Raw genomic sequence first — 18417 nt, 5'->3', positions numbered from 1 at the left:
ATATTTATAAACTTTAAACCTAAAAATATAGATAAATAGTATGTTAGAAAAGTACTATTTTTGAGCAAACAATTTAATTTATTAATGTATTTTCATTTTTCTGTTTAATAATTTCATTATTTAGTGTAGGATTATTAATTAAGTTTACCTAAATAGTCAAAATGTATAATTATAAAGCTCAACAGATATATTATTAATTTAGTAGTAGAAGGAGATTATTATGATCACAGTTTTATTCGGGGGCAGTCGACCAGAGGGAAACACTGCTCATTTAACTAAAGCGGCCATAGCAGGATACGACTACGAATGGATAGATTTAACACAATATCAATTAAATCCAGTTAGAGATGTAAGACATGATAATAAGGTAATAGAATCATATAATGATGATTATAAAGAGATTATTGATAAAGTATTAGCGAGTGAGACGATTATTATTGCTTCGCCGGTGTATTGGTACAGTTTATCGGCATCAGTAAAAGCATTTTTCGATCATTGGTCTGAAACATTAATGGATCCAAATTATAAAAATTTTAAAGAAGAAATGGCGAAAAAAGATTTTAGATTAGTCATCGTTGGTGGAGATTTCCCGAAAGTTAAAGGAAAGCCATGTATCACACAAGTGAAATATAGCTTGGAATTTATTGGCGCAACGTTATCAGGTTATATTATTGGTACTGCTGAAAAGCCAGGCGATATTGAAAAGGACGTTTATGCATTAAAACGTGCACAAGAATGGCAACAAACATTAGGCCAAAAGTAAATATATTAAAGATGGTTTGAGCAAATGATTTATGTTGTTCAAACTATTTTTATTCTAGATAGATAAAGTATTTTGAATACTAAAATTATGTTATAATGTAGCTATTATTACCTATCTAAATAGGGGGAGAGCAACATGCACAAAGTAAGAAAAGCAACTGCAGAAGATGTTGTCAGCATCAGAGATGTAGCAACAAAAGCTTGGTATAATACGTATTTAAATATTTACGCAGCTAAGACAGTAAATGAATTATTGGCTGCTTCATATAATGAACAACATTTACTAAAACGTTTAGAAGATCAATTGTTTTTAGTAGTCGAAGAAGACGAAAATATTATTGGCTTTGCTATATTTATTTATGGTACTGAATTATTCTTGTCTGCACATTATGTGAGCCCATCATGGCAACACCATGGTTATGGTTCTAATCTATTGTCCGAAGGTATTCGTTATTTTAGAGATGACTATAATGAAGTTTATTTAGAAGTAGATAATAAAAATGAAGAAGCTATGACGTTCTACCAACAAAAAGGTTTTGAAAAAGTACGCTCATACACACATGTAATGTACGGTGAAGCAATGGACTTAGCGTTGTTACGTAAGCCATTAAAATGATCTGCAAAGTATAGGGTATGAACAGGAGGACTACATTGACATTTACAACTTATGCTACACAAAAGTTACCTGAAGAAAAAGTTTTTAAAGACCCGATTCATAGGTACATTCATGTCAGAGATCAAGTGGTTTGGGATTTAATTAAGACGAAAGAATTTCAACGCTTGCGTCGTATTAAGCAGTTAGGCACATTATATTTATCATTCCATACGGCAGAACATAGTAGATTTGGGCATTCGCTCGGTGTATATGAAATTGTACGTAGATTGATTGACGATTCATTTGATGGTCGCGAAGCATGGGATAATGATGACAGACCTTTAGCTTTATGTGCTGCTTTATTACATGATTTAGGGCATGGACCATTTTCACATAGTTTCGAAAAAATTTTTAACACGGATCACGAAGCATTTACACAAGCGATTATTACGGGACCTACTGAAGTAAATGAAGTATTAAAGCGTGTCTCAGAGGATTTTCCGCAACAAGTTGCAGATGTAATTAATAAAACGCATAAGAATAAATTAGTGATTTCTATGATCTCATCACAAATTGATGCAGATAGAATGGATTATTTACAGCGTGATGCATATTTCACAGGTGTATCTTATGGCCAGTTTGATATGGAACGTATCTTAAGATTAATGCGCCCATCTAAAGATGAAGTGCTTATTAAAGAAAGTGGTATGCACGCAGTAGAAAACTTTATTATGAGTCGTTACCAAATGTATTGGCAAATCTACTTCCACCCAGTAAGTCGAGGTGGGGAAGTATTATTAAATAATTGTTTAAAACGCGCAAAGCAGTTATATGAGGAAGGCTATACATTTAAAATGCATCCTACAGATTTCATACCGTTCTTTGAAGAGTCCATGACAATTGAACAATACGTGGATTTAGATGAAGCCGTGGTACTGTATTATTTAAAAGCATGGGTGAAAGAAGATGATGCAATCTTAAGTGATTTATCCCGTCGTTTTATTAATCGTGACTTATTTAAATACATGCCGTTTGACGGTTCTATTATTACAATTACAGAATTAACCGATTTGTTTATACAAGCAGGTATAGATCCAAATTATTATTTTGTAAGTGAATCGTTCTCGGATTTACCATATGATTATGATAGGCCTGGATCAGATAGACAACCTATTCATTTATTACGCCGTAATGGTAAAATACGTGAAATTAGTAGTCAGTCATTGATTATTCATAGTATTACTGGTATAAACAGGGAGGATTATAAACTATATTATCCTAAAGAGTTTATTACTGAAATTGAAGATGAAAATATAAGAAATGCGATTATCAGCATTTTAAATGAATTGAATTAGCGATTAACCAATGGTAGAAAAGTGTTCGCCATTAAATTGTCGTTTTGAATCCAACTTTTAAAAACCATTTAAGTATACATGAGATGTATTGTGGTTTTAAAATAGAACGTAGATATTACAATTAATTATGAAACTTATTTTATGGGAGGTGTTTGCTAGTGGCTGAAAGCAAAGGTTTTAAATTTAACATCATTAAGAATGACCCACTAGATGGACATAAAGGTACGAATATCGGTTCAATCAGTTTAGATAACGTAGCGCCTGTCTTTATTGATGTTCAAAATAAGGAAGCCTTTATTGATATTGGTGGTATGCATGCGCGCGCAAGTGTTGAAAAAGGTGTTAAATGGATTAAAGAAAAAGAAGTCGTTGAAGGTGAAGATGCCAAAGAGTATTGGCTATGCTGGGTTACGACTGAACGAGGCGAAAATGGCCCATACTACGCAGGTGTTACAGGCTGTTATTTAATGGTGAATAAAAGTATTCGTAGAGGATATAAAAGTATGCCCGAACACGTCAATATGATGGATAAATCTATGAAACGTCAAATAGAAATTGAACACATCGGTGAAGAAAATAAACAAGTTTTAAAAGATTTTCTTAAAGCGCATGATATAGAGATGTGGAATAATTCTGAACAAGCTTTGCATGACGCATTAAACACACAGTAAATTTAATGTAAGTAACATCTAAGCCATGTTGGTATTAGATTAAGTAGACAGCCGAATTGTTTGAATTCTGGCTGTTTTTTTTATGTGAATTCAACTTAATTGTAAGTGTTGCATGTAAAATCTATTCAGTTATTCTTATATTGCTGCTGACTTAGGTAGGTAAAAAGAAATTCTATATTTTCAGTTAGTGTGAAATTAACGCTTTGAAAATTGTTTTCGCAACTGTATTGCTTATTTCAAGTATGCTATAATTGTTTGTATTATTTTAAAGATTAGGGTGAAACGCACATTGGAAAACAATGTTAATATCCAGACGAAACAAATTGTTAAACAATTTGATAATAAAGAGAAATTTTCGCAAAATACACAAGGATCTTGGCAAAAACGCAATGCTGAATTTATCCGATATCAAGAAGAAATTAATGATGTTATTGTAAATGTTACAGTGAAAATTGAAGAATCAGGTGTCAAAATCATTCGCAACGGTGAAATTAAAATGATTCTTCATTTCGTTGAAGGTGAAGATACGATTACTTTATATGAAATTAGTGGCGGACGCATCCCACTAACGGTACGTACACATTCCATTTTACATTTTGTTACGCCTGATGGTGGCAAATTGAAAGTACATTATGATTTAATTCAAGATGAAGAGAAAATGGGATCTTATCAATATGAAATTACTTATAAGGAGACACCATAATGAACATAATTGATCAAGTCAAACAAACATTGGTTGAAGAAATTAATAACAGTATCCAACAGGCACAACTTGCTGATACGAGTGAAATTCCAGAAATCAAAATAGAAATTCCTAAAGATAAAAGTAATGGTGACTATTCAACAAATATTGCAATGGTCTTAACAAAAATAGCAAAACGCAATCCACGTGAAATCGCACAAGCTATTGTAGATAATTTAGATACAACAAAAGCTAAAGTAGAAAAAGTAGCTATCGCAGGTCCTGGATTTATTAATTTTTATTTAGACAATTCGTATTTAACTGCAATCATTTCTGAAGCAATGGATAAAGGCGACAAATTTGGCCATACTGAAGAATCTAATGGTAAAAGTATCTTAGTAGAGTATGTTTCTGCAAACCCAACAGGAGACCTACACATTGGACATGCCCGTAATGCAGCAGTTGGAGATACATTATCAAATATCTTAGAAGCAGCAGGCTATCAAGTAACTAGAGAATACTATATCAACGATGCTGGTAATCAAATTACGAATTTAGCGCGCTCAATTGAAGCACGTTATTTCGAAGCGCTTGGTGATGATTCTTTTGAAATGCCAGAAGGCGGTTACCACGGTAAGGATATCATTAATATCGGTAAAGATTTAGCTGACAAACAACCTGAATTAAAAGACCTTTCAGAGGACGAACGTATAAAAACGTTTAGACAACTGGGTGTCGATTATGAAATGGAAAAATTAAGAACAGACTTGTCTGATTTCAATACACACTTTGACAGTTGGTTTAGTGAAACATCTTTATACGAAAAAGGCGAAATTAAAAAAGTTTTAGATAAAATGACAGACCTTGGCTATACGTATGAACAAGATGGTGCAACGTGGTTACGTACGACTGATTTCAAAGATGATAAAGATAGAGTATTAATTAAGAAAGACGGCAACTACACGTACTTCTTACCAGATATTGCTTATCATTTTGATAAAATAGAACGTGGCAACGATGTATTAATCAACTTATTTGGTGCAGACCATCACGGTTATATCAATCGTTTGAAAGCATCGTTAGAAACATTCGGTGTAGAAAAAGATCGCCTTGAGATCCAAATTATGCAAATGGTTCGTTTAATGCAAGATGGACAAGAAGTGAAAATGAGTAAACGTACAGGTAATGCAATTACGTTACGTGAAATTATGGATGAAGTTGGCGTAGATGCTGCACGTTATTTCTTAACAATGCGTAGTCCGGATACACATTTTGACTTTGATATGGAACTAGCGAAACAAGAATCTCAAGACAATCCAGTGTATTATGCACAGTATGCACATGCACGTATTTGTTCGATTTTGAAACAAGCTGAAGAAAGAGGAATTAAACCTTCAAAAGAAGCGGATTATTCATATATCACAAATGCAAAAGCAATTGATTTATTGAAAAAAATAGCTGAATTCGAAACAATGATTGAAAGTTCAGCAGTTCAAAGAGCACCTCATAGAATTACGAATTATATTCAAGAGTTAGCTTCTCACTTCCATAAATTCTATAATGCGGAAAAAGTATTAACAGATGATGTTGAAAAGACAACAGCGTTAATCGCGCTTATTAATGCAGTCAAAATCACAATGCATAATGCATTAGATTTAGTCGGCGTTAATGCACCAGAATCTATGTAAGTAAAAGTTTAAAATGATAAGATTCGCTTAACGAGAGTGAGTAATAGATTTGTATGGATTATGTAGTTAGCAACTTATCCAATAACAAATTGTTGCTCGCTCTTTTTTAATAAATTAACTTACAAATAATTATAAAACTTAAAGTTGAAGAGGGATGGGGATACTATGTTGGATACAAAAACGTTATATCAACTACTATATGATCACATGGGTACACAGGGTTGGTGGCCGGCAGAATCAAAAATAGAAGTTATGTTGGGCGCGATTCTCGTTCAGAATACGAATTGGCGAAATGCAGCATATGCAATTGAATCTTTAAAGCAAGCAACACTTTTAGAACCACATCACATCTTGAATTTAAAGATAGAAGAGTTACAAATATTAATTAAATCGAGTGGATTTTATAAAAATAAGGCGCAAACAATTCTCTCTTTATTAACTTGGTTGGAGCACTATGATTTTGATTACCAGGAGATTAATGATCATTATAAACAAGACTTGAGAAAAGCGTTGATAACAATTAAAGGCATTGGCAGTGAGACAGCTGATGTACTCATTGTATATATCTTTGGAGGCGTTGAGTTTATTGCAGACAGTTATTCAAGGAGGCTATATCGAAAATTAGGATATACGCAAACAAACAGTTATGAACAATTAAAACGACACATTAAACTACCAAATGATTTTTCAAATCAAGATGCTAACGAATTCCACGCATTGTTAGATAATTTTGGTAAAAATTATTTTAACGGTAAAATAAACACAAAATATACATTTTTAGATGCTTATTTTGAAAATTAAAAAAGAGGTTGACCTTCACGTAACGTTATACTACATACTGCGTTATAGGAGGTGAGATAAATGAAACAACAATTTAGTCCGAAAGACATTGCAAATATCACGGGTATAAGTACACGTACATTACGTTACTACCATGAGATAGGTCTATTAATACCAAATCAAGTATATGAGCAAGGTTACAGATCATATAACATGGAAAATTTAACGAAACTACAACACATTTTATTTTTAAGAGCGTTAGAATTAACGTTAGAAGAAATAAAACAATATTTTGAAAGTACTATGACTGAAAAGAATGAAATTCTTAGTACTCGTTATGAAATTGTTTTAGACAAACGTAATCAATCCAATCGTATATTAGAAAAGTTAGAAGAACATTTTGAAAACCATCAATATGAGGCGCTGGAGATTAAAGATTTCAATGGATTTGATTTAACCGGACAATATGAGCGTGAAGCATACAGCAAATATAAAGATTCTAATTATTACCAAGCATTTGAACAAAATAACGCTCGAAAAACTAAAAATCAACAACAGTCTGATTATGATAAAATAGCACAGCAACTTGAAGCGTTTTTTAATAAAATGAATCAACTACAAAATGAAGGTGTTACACCTAATCAAGCAGTTGACAATATTGAAGAACTCAAATGTATTTTATCGATTCAAGTGCCTAATTGTGATAATCAATTTATCGAATATATGGCACATACGTATGAACAAGATGAGCGATTTATAAAGAATATTAACAAAAATCGAAACGATGATTTCCATCATTATTTAATTCAAACAATGCGTATATTTGTTAATAAAGAAGATAATTTAAGTTAAATTTGTCTTCCATTGAATTTGTTTATAAAATATGACATAAACGCTTAATTAGGCATCAAATGACTGATAGCAGTCGTTTGGTGTTTTTTTAGTGATTTCACCATTAAATGTGTATTTATAGAAAAAATTTAGGTTTGTTAATTAAAATTGGGCTGAATTTTGATATGATAAAGAAAAATATGAACTAGGAGATTACGACGTGAAAAGACCTCATAAAATATTTTATCTTTTTATTGTTTTAGTATTTTCATTAGCAGCTTGTGGAACAAACGAAGACCAAACGAAAGAGAAAGCACAGAATTCGGACAAACAATCTTATGATAGGATAATATCGTTGATGCCTAGTAATACGGAGATATTGTATGAATTAGGATTAGGAAATAATATTGTGGGTGTCTCTACTGTTGATGATTATCCGCAAGAAGTTAAAGATAAGCAGCAGTTTGATGCAATGAAATTAAATAAAGAATCCTTATTAAAAGCAAAACCAGATTTAATTTTAGCGCATGAATCCCAGAAATCGACAAGTGGTGATATATTAAATACGCTTAAAGATAGTGGCGTTAAAATAGTCTACGTGAAAGATGCACAGTCAATTACTGAAATGTATAGCACATTTAAACAAATTGGGCAGGTGACTGGTAAAGAGGATGAGGCAAATACACTCATTAAAGAGACAAAACAAAATATTAAAGAAGTGAAAGCATCTGTACCAAAAGATGCTAAACCACAAAAAGTGTTTATGGAAGTATCTTCTGAACCAGAAATATTTACAGCGGGTAATAACACTTTTTTTGATGATATGTTAAGCGAATTAAACGCAACGAATAGTTTTTCGAATTTAGAAGGTTGGCAAAAAGTAAGTAAAGAAGCAATTATTAAGAAGAATCCAGATATTATGATTTCGACAATGGGTATTTCTAAAGCCGAATATCAAAAAATATTAAATAATCGTGGTGGATTTAGTGACATAAAAGCAGTGCAACAAAAGCATGTTGAAGCTGTGGATGGCGATGAAATTTCTCGTCCCGGTCCACGTATTGATGATGGACTAAAAGCTTTAAAAGAAGCCATATACAAAGAGTAGCATATTTATCTCTATAACCATATTACCGTACTATCTTGAGCTTATGAAATTCCTGACATTTATAGAGGTGGGTGTAGTGTTAAGCATTAACAGATGATATTGTAATAATTGAAAGATTTCATTGAAAGCGTGGCAAAAAAATGCAGTACTATAAATCAATCATAATATGGCTAACAGTACTCATTGCTAGCATATTGCTAAGTTTATTATGGAGTATTGGGGATATCAGCAACGCACTGACCCAAACTATCCTCTTTCAAGTTAGAATACCAAGAACACTACAAGCATTGCTTGCAGGTATTGGTTTAACACTTGCAGGCCATATGTTTCAAACATTATTAAATAATCCATTAGCAGATAGTTTTACATTAGGGTTAGCGAGCGGGGCAACATTTGGATCAGGCTTGGCTGTCGTCCTAGGAATGTCATTTATTTGGTTGCCAATATTTTCAGTTGCATTCAGTATTATTACATTGATTTTAGTCCTTGCTCTAACGATAGCGATGTCGAGGGGGTATCCGATTAGAACATTGATATTATCGGGTATTATGATAGGGGCTTTATTTAACGCCTTTCTATATATACTCATTATATTTAATCAAAATAAAATGAATAATATTGTCAATTATATGTTTGGTGGATTCTCTTCAGCTGAATATAACGAAGTGGTATACATTGGCACAGTGCTACTCATTGGTGTTATTATTTTATTAAGCATGATTTCTAAAATTAAATTATTACAACTTGGCGATTTACGAGCCAAATCATTAGGTTTAAATGTTCAAAGCATGACATATAGCGTGTTGTTGATTGCATCAATTTTAACTGCAGTAATCGTTGCTTTTGTTGGTGTTATTGGGTTTATTGGTATGGTTATACCACAACTTGTACGGCGACACAGTGGTCATTATGATTTAGGGCAACAAATGATACTTAATATGATTATTGGTGGTACAATTATGGTGCTTTCAGATTGGTTAGGAAGTGTTGTTTTAGAACCATTCCAAGTGCCTGCAAGTATTATACTCGCTTTACTGGGTATACCAGTATTATTCTATATCATGATTACACAACCACGCATGTATGAATAACGAAGTATAAATAGATGAATATATACAGTTAAGCATGAATTAAAGTAAAAGTTTGAATTAAAGAGGTAATGATGATGGACTTAACACAAGTAAAAGCGGTCGTCTTTGACTTAGAAGGTACACTTTTAGATCGAAAAAAATCACGCGAAAAATTTATAGAAGAACAGTATGAAAGGTTTCATGATTATTTAGTACGTATACAACTTGAAGATTTTAAGAAAAAATTTATAGAATTAGATGACGATGAAGATCATGATAAACCAGAGTTGTACAAAGCAATTATTAAAGATTTTCATGTTGATCGCTTAACGTGGAAAGACTTATTTAATGATTTTGAAATGCATTTTTATCGTTATGTATTTCCTTATTACGACACGCTTTATACACTTGAAAAGTTAACAAGTAATGGCTACCTCACGGGTGTAATCGCAAATGGAAAGTCGAAAATTAAACAATTTCGTATGCATACTTTAGGTGTAGAAGATGCGATTAACTATTTGTCTACATCTGAAACAGTAGGTTATCGTAAGCCACATCCTAAGATTTTTGAAGATATGTTATCCCAATTAGGGACAAAACCAGAAGAAACGATGTATGTGGGTGATGATCCGTTAAATGATGTTGCACCTGCGAGAGCGATGGGAATGATTAGCGTTTGGTTCAAGGAAGACGATGATGTTGAAGTAGAACCATTACCTGAAGAAATAGATTTTACGATTAGAAGTACTGAAGAATTATTAACAATATTATCTATAGCGAAGAAAGGAAGATAATCAATGAATTTATTTACAACAAAAGATGGTGTCGCTTTGAATTACAGAACAAGTGGTGAGGGCAATGCTATTGTAATGATACACACTGCCTTAGATAATTTATCTATTTACAATGAACTTGAAAATGCTTTTAATAAAACACATCAGGTTGTGCTTATTGATTTAAGAGGCCATGGTTATTCAGATAAACCAAATGGTATTGAATTTAAAACATATGCAGAAGATATTAAAGCGTTATTAGATTATTTATATATTCCAGAATGTTCATTAATTGGCCATGAATTAGGCGGATCAGTTGCAGCCTCATTTGTTGCTCAATATCCAGAGATGGCAACGACACTGACATTAGTGAATCCAACGCTACTTAATGAAATAACACCTGAAGAACGTTTGTATCGCAAATATTCAGATAAAGTACGTAATTGGGAACAAGAAGCGCAACAAAAGTTTTTTGATAAGCATTTATATTATTCAAAACGCGCAGCTAAAAAGGTTTTAAAACAAGTAGATGATACCAATGCAATTGCTACGAAAGCTGAATTAACAGCAGTAAAGGAATCATTTAATAATAATCAAATAATGCATTATTTAGGGGAAATCCATTTACCAACTTTAATTATCGCTGGGCAACACGGTGAAAGAACAACCGTTGTAGAAGCTAAGGAAGTGGGTGACTATATCGGGGATGTTTCGTTTGAAGTGTTCGAAAAATCAGGTTTATATCCATTTATAGAACAGCAAGAAAAGTTCCTCGACGTTGTGGGAGAGTTTATTAAAGCAAATGAAAAAACAAAAATATAGAATAGCCGCACATTTATATTACAAAAGATATGAATATGTAATCTTTTTGTAACATCCCTGTTAATTACGTAATATTTATAGTACACTGTTGATGAGCACAAAATAACTTTTAAATAGAAGGAGAGAGCGCTTATGAAAAAAATGTTTGCGGCAGTTTTAGTTTCAGGATTAGCGTTTTCTGGAATTGGTGCAGGTAGTGTGGATGCGGCTTCAGGTAACTCTATCCAAAATGTTAAGGCATTACAAGAAGGAGATACAACATTAGAAGGCGCAACATTAGGCGAGTCTATTCAAAGTGTATTGAAAAATAATGATACGCCAGTCTATTCTCATCGACCTGATAACAGTGAACATTATTACGAATTTAAAAAAGACAATGGTGTACTTGTTGTAGCTACTGATGGTAAGAAAAATGAAGGCGAAATTACTCGTGTTTCTATGAGTTATAATGATACTGATGGCCCAGCTTATGATGAAGTTAAAAATGAAGTAAGCAAAGATGCGGTCGCACGTGAGCATTATAATAACGTAACTGGTAACTTTGGCTATGTGCAAGATGATGAAGTTTCATATCAATTCAGCTCATCATCTCCAAGTGATAAAAACATTAAACTATATCGTATAGATATTGGTGAATAAATATTGCTTATAGCATTTAAAAAGAATAATTTGACCGGCAAGTGTAAAGCTATATACTTGTCGGTTATTTTATTGTTAAAATAAGTGTAAGTATGAGATTATAAATTAAATTATAGTAGATATAGTTCAAATATTATTAAAGGAGCTTGTCATGAGAGTTAACGACAAAGTACTAGTGGAAAACATTAATGATTACTTCACTCATAAAGGTCTTTCACCAAATTTAATAGATGATATTAAAGTGAAATTGAAAAAATATTTTCAGAAATCTGAAGAAAAAGATGAAGATTATATTGAATATAGAAAAAAATCACCCGCTGAAGTGATTTTGACGATACAACGTAATTTATTTACATTACAATTGAATCCTATTGTGTTTTTTATACTTAATTTTATATTGCTATCGTATTTATATGATAAACAATTTGTGCCGTTCCAAGCAGCAACAGGATTGTCTATCTTTTATTGTTTAATTATCTTACCAATTTCGATTTTTATATATTTACGTATTGATTGGAAAAACTATCTTTATAGTAATAAATTCGAAAGAATAATAGGATTAGTAGTTGCAGGTGTGTCTTTTATACTCATTATTGCACACGCATTTAATATGAATTTGGGTATCGTAGCAGTAACTGTATACGGACATCAAGCTGTATTTTTTGTGGGTATTATATTTAGTATTGCTGGTCTTTATTTTAGAAGATTAGAATTTACTGGTATTGGTTTACTACTTTGTCAAAAAACAATAGACGCGATGATTAGCAGTCCTGAAATTGCTCAAATTGGATCTATCGTTATTTGGTTCTTGCTATTAATTGTTATTATTTATTACACAATACGTATTTCATCTAGGAACTAAAGTTAAAATACTTTATATAAATATATTTTTAGAACGCGCTTCAAAATGTTAACTGAAATAATTCGTTAACATCTTGAAGCGCTTTTTTTAATAGCTGGAATAGAAAAATAATAAATTTATAAACGATATATTCTGACAAAAGCAAAAATAGTAGCGTAATAAACACAAAATAAGGGTATATTACTTCTGAAAAGGGAGGTGGCCCATAATGATAAAAATCGAAACAAGTTGTAACAACGAGATTGCATATATCCGTGAGGGTCAAGGTTTTCCTGTTATATTAATACATGGACTAGATAGCAATATGGCTTCTTTATATAACTTGAAAGATGCATTGAAAAATAAATTTGATGTTATTGTTTACGATGTGAGAGGGCATGGTAAATCTTCTAAGCCGAACTCCTTTAATTTAGAAGATCATGTTGAAGATTTAAAAATATTAATGAAAAAATTAGAAGTTGAAGAAGCACATTTAATTGGACATGATATGGGTGGCTTAATAGCTAAAAGTTTTACTAACAAATATGAATCAATGGTGACATCATTAACTTTAATTGCATCTAATCTTATAGACAGTGTACACGGGTTAAATAAATTAATGATAGAACATCAAGATGAAATAGAAGGCTTTGATAAATCTGAAGCACTTATTCTATTGTTACCGTATATGTATAAAGATCAAGGAAAAGCGAAAAAGTGGTTTCAAAATCAGCTCATTTATAGTAGACAATCAGCCGAAGATAGTGCTGTTGCGACAAGAGCAATAATGGGATTTCCAGTTTTTAATAAAGACATTGAAATTGAACATGTTAATGTTCCAACTCTACTAGTTAATGGAAGATATGACCCCTTAAATATGGGAGAATCAACGGATAGATATAATCATGCGTTTCAAACTTTAACTATTTTAGAATTTAAGCAATCAGGTCATGCGCCACATATTGAAGAGCCCGATCATTTTGTGGAAGCCTATTTAGATTTTATTGATGCTTTGAAATATCAAAAGAATGATTCAGTATAAAGGGGTTTTGCAAAGTCGTTATAAAATACACGTTGCTATTTTATAGAGCATAGATACTGCAATTTTTTTATTTTTTTTATGAAATACTGTTGATATAATGTCTCAGGACTTTATCAGCGGTATTTTTTACTTTTTGTATGGAATGAAGATTTTGAAGTGGTGTTGATAACATGAAAAAGGTAAGTACATATAAAAAAGGGGAGTGGACATAAATACATGTCCACTCCCCCTTTAAAAAATAAGTTGAATATATTATAGAAATTTAAATTAGCTTAAACTTCTTTTTCGTCGTTAGCTTCTTTAATTCGACTATTAACGCGAGTTAATAATTCATTGATTTTTTTACGTTGCTTAGTGTTAACTAAGATTAATACAGTTCTTTCATCTTGCTCGTTACGTTTCTTATCAAAGTAATCTTCTTGAGATAAGTTTTTAACAGCTTTAACAACTTGTGGTTGTTTGTAATTCAAGTGATTAATGATATCTTTTAAATAATATTCTTCACTTTCGTGTTCGCTAATATATGTTAATACAGCGAACTCCTCGAAACTTACTGAAAATTCTTTTTTGATAATACCTTTTAGTTTGTCAGCATATGTGACCATAGCTAATAATTCAAAGCAATCATTGATTTTGGTGATAGCCATCCTAATTCCTCCCTATTCTAAATGCCCAATCAAATATACATATTAATAATTTTTTTGTATGATTATTTGTCTTAATTCAAAGTTAAATACAAAGTGTTTGTCATAATTTGTGGCTCGATTATATTTAAGTGAAATATATTAAAACCACTATTATTTAGTTTATTATAACTAAATAAAAATAGAAAGTAAACAAAAACATGTTTAAGCGTTACGTTAATGATTTCTATTATTAATTCAATTCTTTAAATACCAATACACTAATCGAAATTTATTTTTATATTTTTCAATTTACCATAATATGATAAAAAGGCTAAATAATATTATCATGTTTTAAAATGATAACTTTTTATAACGTGTACGTCTAATTTTTAGACAGCACAGTATCGGCATTTCTAGCTATGACATCTCCTTGATTTAATCCTTCAAGAATTAGTACATCTTTGTTATTACCCGAATTTTGTGTTTTAATAACTCGTTTTATAAATTTTTTATTTCTTTGTATAAAAACAAATTGCTTATCATATATTGCTGTTTTGGGAATTTCAATAATGCGGTTAGGTATTTCTACTGTGAAATGTTTACCAAAAACAGCGGCAGAATTTGAATTTAGCTCAACTAAATATTTGGAATTTTTAGTTGATGTGTCTATATTTATTGGAAAATTAGAAATATAATTCACTTCACCGTCAAATGTTTGCTGATTATTGTCTTTAATAGAAACTTTGTCTTTTAAATGAAGCTTATCAATTATCACTTCATCAACTTCAGCTTTGATTACTGTAGTAGGATCATAGATTTGCATAACAGGAGATTTAGTTTGATTAGACCATGATTGATTAATATGAACGATGCCAGACGCTGGAGCATAAACTGTGATACGAAGTTGTTCTTGGAGTTGTGCGATTTGATTTTGTAGACGTAATATTTCTGAATATACTGGGGTAGTGGAGGATTTATTGTTTTGCTTTAATTGTGAAAGGTATTTTTGCTTGCTACTAATTTGATGTTCAATACGTGGATTATAATATTCAAATAGAGGCTGGTTTTTTTCTATTTTGTCATGTGACTTAACGAACCAATCGTTAATATAGCCTTTATGGGGCTCATAATGAACTGGAAATCGTTGAGCAGGCTCTTGCCTTCCTATAAAGGTATAGGGTTTATTATAGGTTATTTTCAAAGTGTCAATATGATGCTCTGGTTTACTCGTGGTTATTTTAATTTTGAAATAGTAAAAACTTAGGGCGCCGATACTACAAAGTATTATCAACACAGTAAATAAAATAATGATTTTCTTCAATGATGTCACCTCTTGATGTATTGATGATTTGATTATACAGCGAAAAACAAAGGATTTGTTATAAAAAAAGAAGTCATTTACTAAATGTTAAAAGTAAATGACTCGAGTGAACAATTTTTAAAATAATCTCAATAAAATAATGCCAATCATTATAGCAATAATACCGAAAACTTTTCTCTTAGTAATTTTATTTTTGTAAGTGCCCAGCAAGCCGAAATGATCTATAATAACACCCATTAACATTTGACCTAGCATAACAATAATTGTAGTCAATGCAGCGCCTAAGTGAGGCATTAAAATAATGTTTGTAGTCACAAAAATCACACCAAGGATACCACCGATAAAGTAAATAGGTTTAAGACGACCTTCTTTAGGTGTGAAAGTAGCAAGTTTAAGACTTCTATTGAAAATTAAAGTCAAAATAAATAATACAATTGTACCTACTGTAAATGATATCAGTGAAGCCATTACTGATGAATTTATTTGTTGACCCAATGCGCTATTAATAGCAGTTTGAATAGGTGGACAGAAGCCAAATATAAATCCAATAAACAACCAAATATAAATTGAACTATTTTTATTTTTGTCTTTAGGGTTTCTGCGAACATAATTCATCAGAATGATACCGAAAATTAAAAATATAATACCCAGTACTTTAAATGCTGTGAAGGCTTCTTTATCAGCTCCAAACCAGCCAAATGTGTCGATTGTCACACCCATAATGATTTGACCAGCTACAGTGAGTACTACAGTAAGAGATGCACCTAAACGGGGTAAAAGGAGTAAGTTCCCAGTTAGGAAAATGACGCCAAGCATACCGCCGACAAACCATATGTAACTAAAAGATTGATTACTGTAAAATTGTGCTGTAAAAACATGAGGATTAGTTATAAGATTGAGTATGATTAAAAAGATTGTACCTGTTGCAAATGAGATTGTTGACGCATAGAATGAAGACTTTGTATAAAGGCTTAGTCTAGAATTAATTGAAGTTTGGAACGGAACAACCATACCTGCGATAATCCCAATAATATATAAAAGAAACATTAAATCACGCTTTCTATTAGGATAATTACATTATATAGGAAAGGTTATGCTTTTCCTATGTTTAAATTCTTTAAAAGAAAATAGCTTTTTAGTTTATTATAATGTACACAACACACAAAATATAATAGAATACGTATGTTAATGGTTTTTGGGAAATAAGATTAACAACTATGAAGTAATAATAACTTTATAATAATAAAAGCTTTTGAAGAAGTGAGTGACTAATTATATTGAAACAGCTTTCCATAATTCGACTAACAGATGAGGAAACTTTTTTTGTTGGGGCAGGAAGTAATGATGGCATTAAGAAAAATCAATTTATAGAAGTGTTGAATCCAAGAAGATCTTATAAAAATTTAGCTCAAATTGTTGAAGTGTATGATAAATATGCAATATGCAAGAAGTTAGGTAAGAAAAAGATATTTTTTGGTGATACGGTTAGATTAAGACCCTATAGAGATTAATGGTATAAATCAATAATAGTGAGATTAATTGGTGGGCTGTTTAAAACGTCAATTATTCTGTGTAAAAAGAAGGCCTGAAACAATCGTTTCAAGCCTTTTTTTAGTTAATCACCTAAGTAAATATATTTATAATAGAATTAACTAATTTTCAAAAAGAACATTGGTTGTCTTATCTATAATATGCGCAGAATGAACTTTTGTAGGGATGCCTGTTTTTGGTCTTAAAATATCAAGCGTGATTAATTTATTCATTCCTTCCTTAACTGTACCTTCGTTTACCGAATGTTCGATCTTAGGTATTTGCAATTTGATTGTTTTATTCACAGCATCATTGAAAATAAGTTCTAATGTTTGGGACATCATTTTTTTCTCCTCCTTAATTAATTGTTTCAGTTTTAATAACTTCGATAGTGTCAAAGTGCTCACCAGTAATTTGCTCAATGATAGACTTGAAGCTTTTTATTTGTTCTGGCGTTGCTTCGGTATTTAAATTTGCGAAATGACGCTTGAACTTTGAAGCTTTTCCATCTTGATCATACAAAACGCGGGTTAATGTGACTCCAAGCTGTTTGATTTGATTCATTTGCTTAACCTCCTTTCACTATATATATCGAATAAACATCCTAAAATGGTCAAAATTTTTTTGAGAAATTCGGTTTAAATACTTCCATGTGACATAAATATCATATATCATTAAATAAGAAACATTCAATTTGTTAAGAGGTGAATATATGAATCAAGTGGACCCTATAAGGGATATAAAAGAGATAAAGTCTATGTATGAAGTATTAAGTAATAAGTCGAAACGAGATTATTTATTATTCAAGTTTGCAATACATACTGGCGTTAAACTTTCCGAACTACTAAATCTTTGTGTGTCAGACGTCAAAGACGAACACGATGATATTAAGCTGTATTGGCTAGAGGACCAAGCTCCCAATATTCATATTAGATTACCCGACACGTTGAGGAATGAATTAATGATCTTTATTACTGAAGAAGATCTGAAAAATGATGAGCTATTGTTTCGATCAAATAGAACTTTAAAAGGTCTATCAAGACAACAAGCATATCGTATTATCCATGCTGCAGCTGAAGAGTTAGGCATGCTACATATTGGTTTGACGACGTTAAGAAAGACATTTGCTTATCATGCTTATCAATCTGGTATATCTATTTCTATTATTCAAAAATATTTAGGTCATCAAACAACTTTTGAAACGATGAAATTTATAGGTATTTCTGCAAAGACTACTAAAACAACAATAGCTTTAAATTTATAAAATATAATTAAAGGAGG

Annotated in this window: 22 protein-coding genes; 17 read left to right on the top strand and 5 right to left on the bottom strand. The window is 31.4% G+C overall.

Going from position 1 to position 18417, the window contains the following annotated elements; all coding sequences use genetic code 11:
- Nucleotides 1–220: 220 nt before the first annotated feature.
- The 15 genes from MHB47_RS11040 to MHB47_RS10970 all read left to right on the top strand — a co-directional run bounded on the left by MHB47_RS11040 (nucleotide 221) and on the right by MHB47_RS10970 (nucleotide 13659).
- Entirely contained in the window at nucleotides 221–763 is a 543-nt protein-coding gene (locus MHB47_RS11040; RefSeq protein WP_069819156.1) for a flavodoxin family protein, read from the top strand.
- Between the two features lie 135 nt (nucleotides 764–898).
- On the top strand, nucleotides 899–1378 hold the full coding sequence (locus MHB47_RS11035; RefSeq protein WP_340756673.1) for a GNAT family N-acetyltransferase: 480 nt from the start codon (nucleotides 899–901) through the stop codon (nucleotides 1376–1378).
- Nucleotides 1379–1395: 17 nt separating this feature from the next.
- Entirely contained in the window at nucleotides 1396–2712 is a 1317-nt protein-coding gene (locus MHB47_RS11030) for an HD domain-containing protein (protein WP_340756671.1), read from the top strand.
- A 158-nt stretch (nucleotides 2713–2870) separates the two neighbouring features.
- The gene (locus tag MHB47_RS11025; protein ID WP_021339593.1) at nucleotides 2871–3383 is read left to right on the top strand and encodes a YwhD family protein; all 513 of its coding nucleotides are present in this window, start codon (nucleotides 2871–2873) and stop codon (nucleotides 3381–3383) included.
- 289 nt (nucleotides 3384–3672) lie between these two features.
- The gene (locus MHB47_RS11020; RefSeq protein WP_002508424.1) at nucleotides 3673–4086 is read left to right on the top strand and encodes a DUF1934 domain-containing protein; all 414 of its coding nucleotides are present in this window, start codon (nucleotides 3673–3675) and stop codon (nucleotides 4084–4086) included.
- Nucleotides 4086–5753: an arginine--tRNA ligase gene (gene argS, locus MHB47_RS11015; protein ID WP_340756669.1), complete on the top strand. Its 1668-nt coding sequence runs from the start codon at nucleotides 4086–4088 to the stop codon at nucleotides 5751–5753. Before MHB47_RS11020 ends, argS begins: the two co-directional genes overlap by 1 nt.
- A 165-nt stretch (nucleotides 5754–5918) precedes the next feature.
- Nucleotides 5919–6554, top strand: a complete 636-nt coding sequence (locus MHB47_RS11010) for an endonuclease III domain-containing protein (protein ID WP_340756668.1) — start codon at nucleotides 5919–5921, stop codon at nucleotides 6552–6554.
- Nucleotides 6555–6614: 60 nt separating this feature from the next.
- Nucleotides 6615–7385, top strand: coding sequence for a MerR family transcriptional regulator (locus MHB47_RS11005; RefSeq protein ID WP_340756666.1), 771 nt, complete (start codon nucleotides 6615–6617; stop codon nucleotides 7383–7385).
- Between the two features lie 199 nt (nucleotides 7386–7584).
- Nucleotides 7585–8472, top strand: coding sequence for an ABC transporter substrate-binding protein (locus tag MHB47_RS11000; protein WP_340756664.1), 888 nt, complete (start codon nucleotides 7585–7587; stop codon nucleotides 8470–8472).
- 140 nt (nucleotides 8473–8612) lie between these two features.
- Nucleotides 8613–9563: a FecCD family ABC transporter permease gene (locus tag MHB47_RS10995; protein ID WP_285324981.1), complete on the top strand. Its 951-nt coding sequence runs from the start codon at nucleotides 8613–8615 to the stop codon at nucleotides 9561–9563.
- Nucleotides 9564–9637: 74 nt separating this feature from the next.
- Nucleotides 9638–10336, top strand: coding sequence for an HAD family hydrolase (locus MHB47_RS10990; protein WP_056935335.1), 699 nt, complete (start codon nucleotides 9638–9640; stop codon nucleotides 10334–10336).
- Between the two features lie 3 nt (nucleotides 10337–10339).
- Nucleotides 10340–11137, top strand: coding sequence for an alpha/beta fold hydrolase (locus MHB47_RS10985; protein ID WP_056935336.1), 798 nt, complete (start codon nucleotides 10340–10342; stop codon nucleotides 11135–11137).
- Nucleotides 11138–11269: 132 nt separating this feature from the next.
- Nucleotides 11270–11776 carry an SA0570 family protein gene (locus MHB47_RS10980; RefSeq protein WP_021339602.1) on the top strand — a complete coding sequence of 169 codons (507 nt, stop codon included), beginning with the start codon at nucleotides 11270–11272 and terminating at the stop codon, nucleotides 11774–11776.
- A 151-nt stretch (nucleotides 11777–11927) separates the two neighbouring features.
- A complete protein-coding gene (locus tag MHB47_RS10975; RefSeq protein ID WP_340756658.1) occupies nucleotides 11928–12638 on the top strand; it encodes a hypothetical protein in 711 nt (236 codons plus the stop codon).
- A gap of 208 nt (nucleotides 12639–12846) precedes the next feature.
- Complete coding sequence (locus tag MHB47_RS10970; RefSeq protein ID WP_340756656.1) at nucleotides 12847–13659, top strand: alpha/beta fold hydrolase; 813 nt, start codon at nucleotides 12847–12849, stop codon at nucleotides 13657–13659.
- A gap of 272 nt (nucleotides 13660–13931) precedes the next feature.
- On the opposite strand, the gene sarA is transcribed toward MHB47_RS10970, so the two are convergent.
- From sarA to MHB47_RS10955, 3 genes are all read right to left on the bottom strand, one after another.
- A complete protein-coding gene (sarA, locus tag MHB47_RS10965) occupies nucleotides 13932–14306 on the bottom strand; it encodes a global transcriptional regulator SarA (protein WP_021339604.1) in 375 nt (124 codons plus the stop codon).
- Between the two features lie 361 nt (nucleotides 14307–14667).
- Nucleotides 14668–15615 (bottom strand): efflux RND transporter periplasmic adaptor subunit, encoded by a 948-nt coding sequence (locus MHB47_RS10960; RefSeq protein WP_340756654.1) that lies wholly within the window; start codon nucleotides 15613–15615, stop codon nucleotides 14668–14670.
- A 108-nt stretch (nucleotides 15616–15723) separates the two neighbouring features.
- Entirely contained in the window at nucleotides 15724–16653 is a 930-nt protein-coding gene (locus MHB47_RS10955; RefSeq protein ID WP_069819150.1) for a DMT family transporter, read from the bottom strand.
- A gap of 230 nt (nucleotides 16654–16883) precedes the next feature.
- Between MHB47_RS10955 and MHB47_RS10950 the strand changes: the two genes are divergently transcribed.
- Complete coding sequence (locus tag MHB47_RS10950; RefSeq protein WP_002508410.1) at nucleotides 16884–17117, top strand: hypothetical protein; 234 nt, start codon at nucleotides 16884–16886, stop codon at nucleotides 17115–17117.
- Nucleotides 17118–17258: 141 nt separating this feature from the next.
- Here the strand turns inward: MHB47_RS10950 and MHB47_RS10945 are convergent, their stop codons facing one another.
- Both MHB47_RS10945 and sroA read right to left on the bottom strand, forming a co-directional pair.
- A complete protein-coding gene (locus tag MHB47_RS10945; RefSeq protein WP_031266061.1) occupies nucleotides 17259–17477 on the bottom strand; it encodes a DUF2922 domain-containing protein in 219 nt (72 codons plus the stop codon).
- Between the two features lie 16 nt (nucleotides 17478–17493).
- Entirely contained in the window at nucleotides 17494–17700 is a 207-nt protein-coding gene (sroA, locus tag MHB47_RS10940) for a sigS mRNA-stabilizing protein SroA (protein WP_002508408.1), read from the bottom strand.
- 148 nt (nucleotides 17701–17848) lie between these two features.
- Between sroA and MHB47_RS10935 the strand changes: the two genes are divergently transcribed.
- The gene (locus MHB47_RS10935; RefSeq protein ID WP_340756650.1) at nucleotides 17849–18400 is read left to right on the top strand and encodes a tyrosine-type recombinase/integrase; all 552 of its coding nucleotides are present in this window, start codon (nucleotides 17849–17851) and stop codon (nucleotides 18398–18400) included.
- The last annotated feature ends 17 nt before the right edge of the window (nucleotides 18401–18417 follow it).

The sequence above is a fragment of the Staphylococcus sp. FSL K6-3157 genome (assembly GCF_038005145.1).
Taxonomy (GTDB): Bacteria; Bacillota; Bacilli; order Staphylococcales; family Staphylococcaceae; genus Staphylococcus; species Staphylococcus equorum.
The sequence above is the reverse complement of the archived record's forward strand: the minus strand, read 5'-3'. Positions and strand labels throughout refer to the sequence as shown.

Excerpts from the sequence above, each read along its gene's own strand:
- MHB47_RS10945 (WP_031266061.1), bottom strand. The coding sequence starts at position 17,477 with ATGTCCCAAACATTAGAACTTATTTTCAATGATGCTGTGAATAAAACA.
- MHB47_RS11035 (WP_340756673.1), top strand. The coding sequence starts at position 899 with ATGCACAAAGTAAGAAAAGCAACTGCAGAAGATGTTGTCAGCATCAGA.
- MHB47_RS10980 (WP_021339602.1), top strand. The coding sequence starts at position 11,270 with ATGAAAAAAATGTTTGCGGCAGTTTTAGTTTCAGGATTAGCGTTTTCT.
- MHB47_RS10970 (WP_340756656.1), top strand. The coding sequence starts at position 12,847 with ATGATAAAAATCGAAACAAGTTGTAACAACGAGATTGCATATATCCGT.
- MHB47_RS11005 (WP_340756666.1), top strand. The coding sequence starts at position 6,615 with ATGAAACAACAATTTAGTCCGAAAGACATTGCAAATATCACGGGTATA.
- MHB47_RS10955 (WP_069819150.1), bottom strand. The coding sequence starts at position 16,653 with ATGTTTCTTTTATATATTATTGGGATTATCGCAGGTATGGTTGTTCCG.
- MHB47_RS11030 (WP_340756671.1), top strand. The coding sequence starts at position 1,396 with ATGAACAGGAGGACTACATTGACATTTACAACTTATGCTACACAAAAG.
- MHB47_RS10995 (WP_285324981.1), top strand. The coding sequence starts at position 8,613 with ATGCAGTACTATAAATCAATCATAATATGGCTAACAGTACTCATTGCT.
- MHB47_RS11010 (WP_340756668.1), top strand. The coding sequence starts at position 5,919 with ATGTTGGATACAAAAACGTTATATCAACTACTATATGATCACATGGGT.
- MHB47_RS10990 (WP_056935335.1), top strand. The coding sequence starts at position 9,638 with ATGGACTTAACACAAGTAAAAGCGGTCGTCTTTGACTTAGAAGGTACA.
- MHB47_RS11040 (WP_069819156.1), top strand. The coding sequence starts at position 221 with ATGATCACAGTTTTATTCGGGGGCAGTCGACCAGAGGGAAACACTGCT.
- sarA (WP_021339604.1), bottom strand. The coding sequence starts at position 14,306 with ATGGCTATCACCAAAATCAATGATTGCTTTGAATTATTAGCTATGGTC.
- MHB47_RS10985 (WP_056935336.1), top strand. The coding sequence starts at position 10,340 with ATGAATTTATTTACAACAAAAGATGGTGTCGCTTTGAATTACAGAACA.
- argS (WP_340756669.1), top strand. The coding sequence starts at position 4,086 with ATGAACATAATTGATCAAGTCAAACAAACATTGGTTGAAGAAATTAAT.
- MHB47_RS10975 (WP_340756658.1), top strand. The coding sequence starts at position 11,928 with ATGAGAGTTAACGACAAAGTACTAGTGGAAAACATTAATGATTACTTC.
- sroA (WP_002508408.1), bottom strand. The coding sequence starts at position 17,700 with ATGAATCAAATCAAACAGCTTGGAGTCACATTAACCCGCGTTTTGTAT.
- MHB47_RS10935 (WP_340756650.1), top strand. The coding sequence starts at position 17,849 with ATGAATCAAGTGGACCCTATAAGGGATATAAAAGAGATAAAGTCTATG.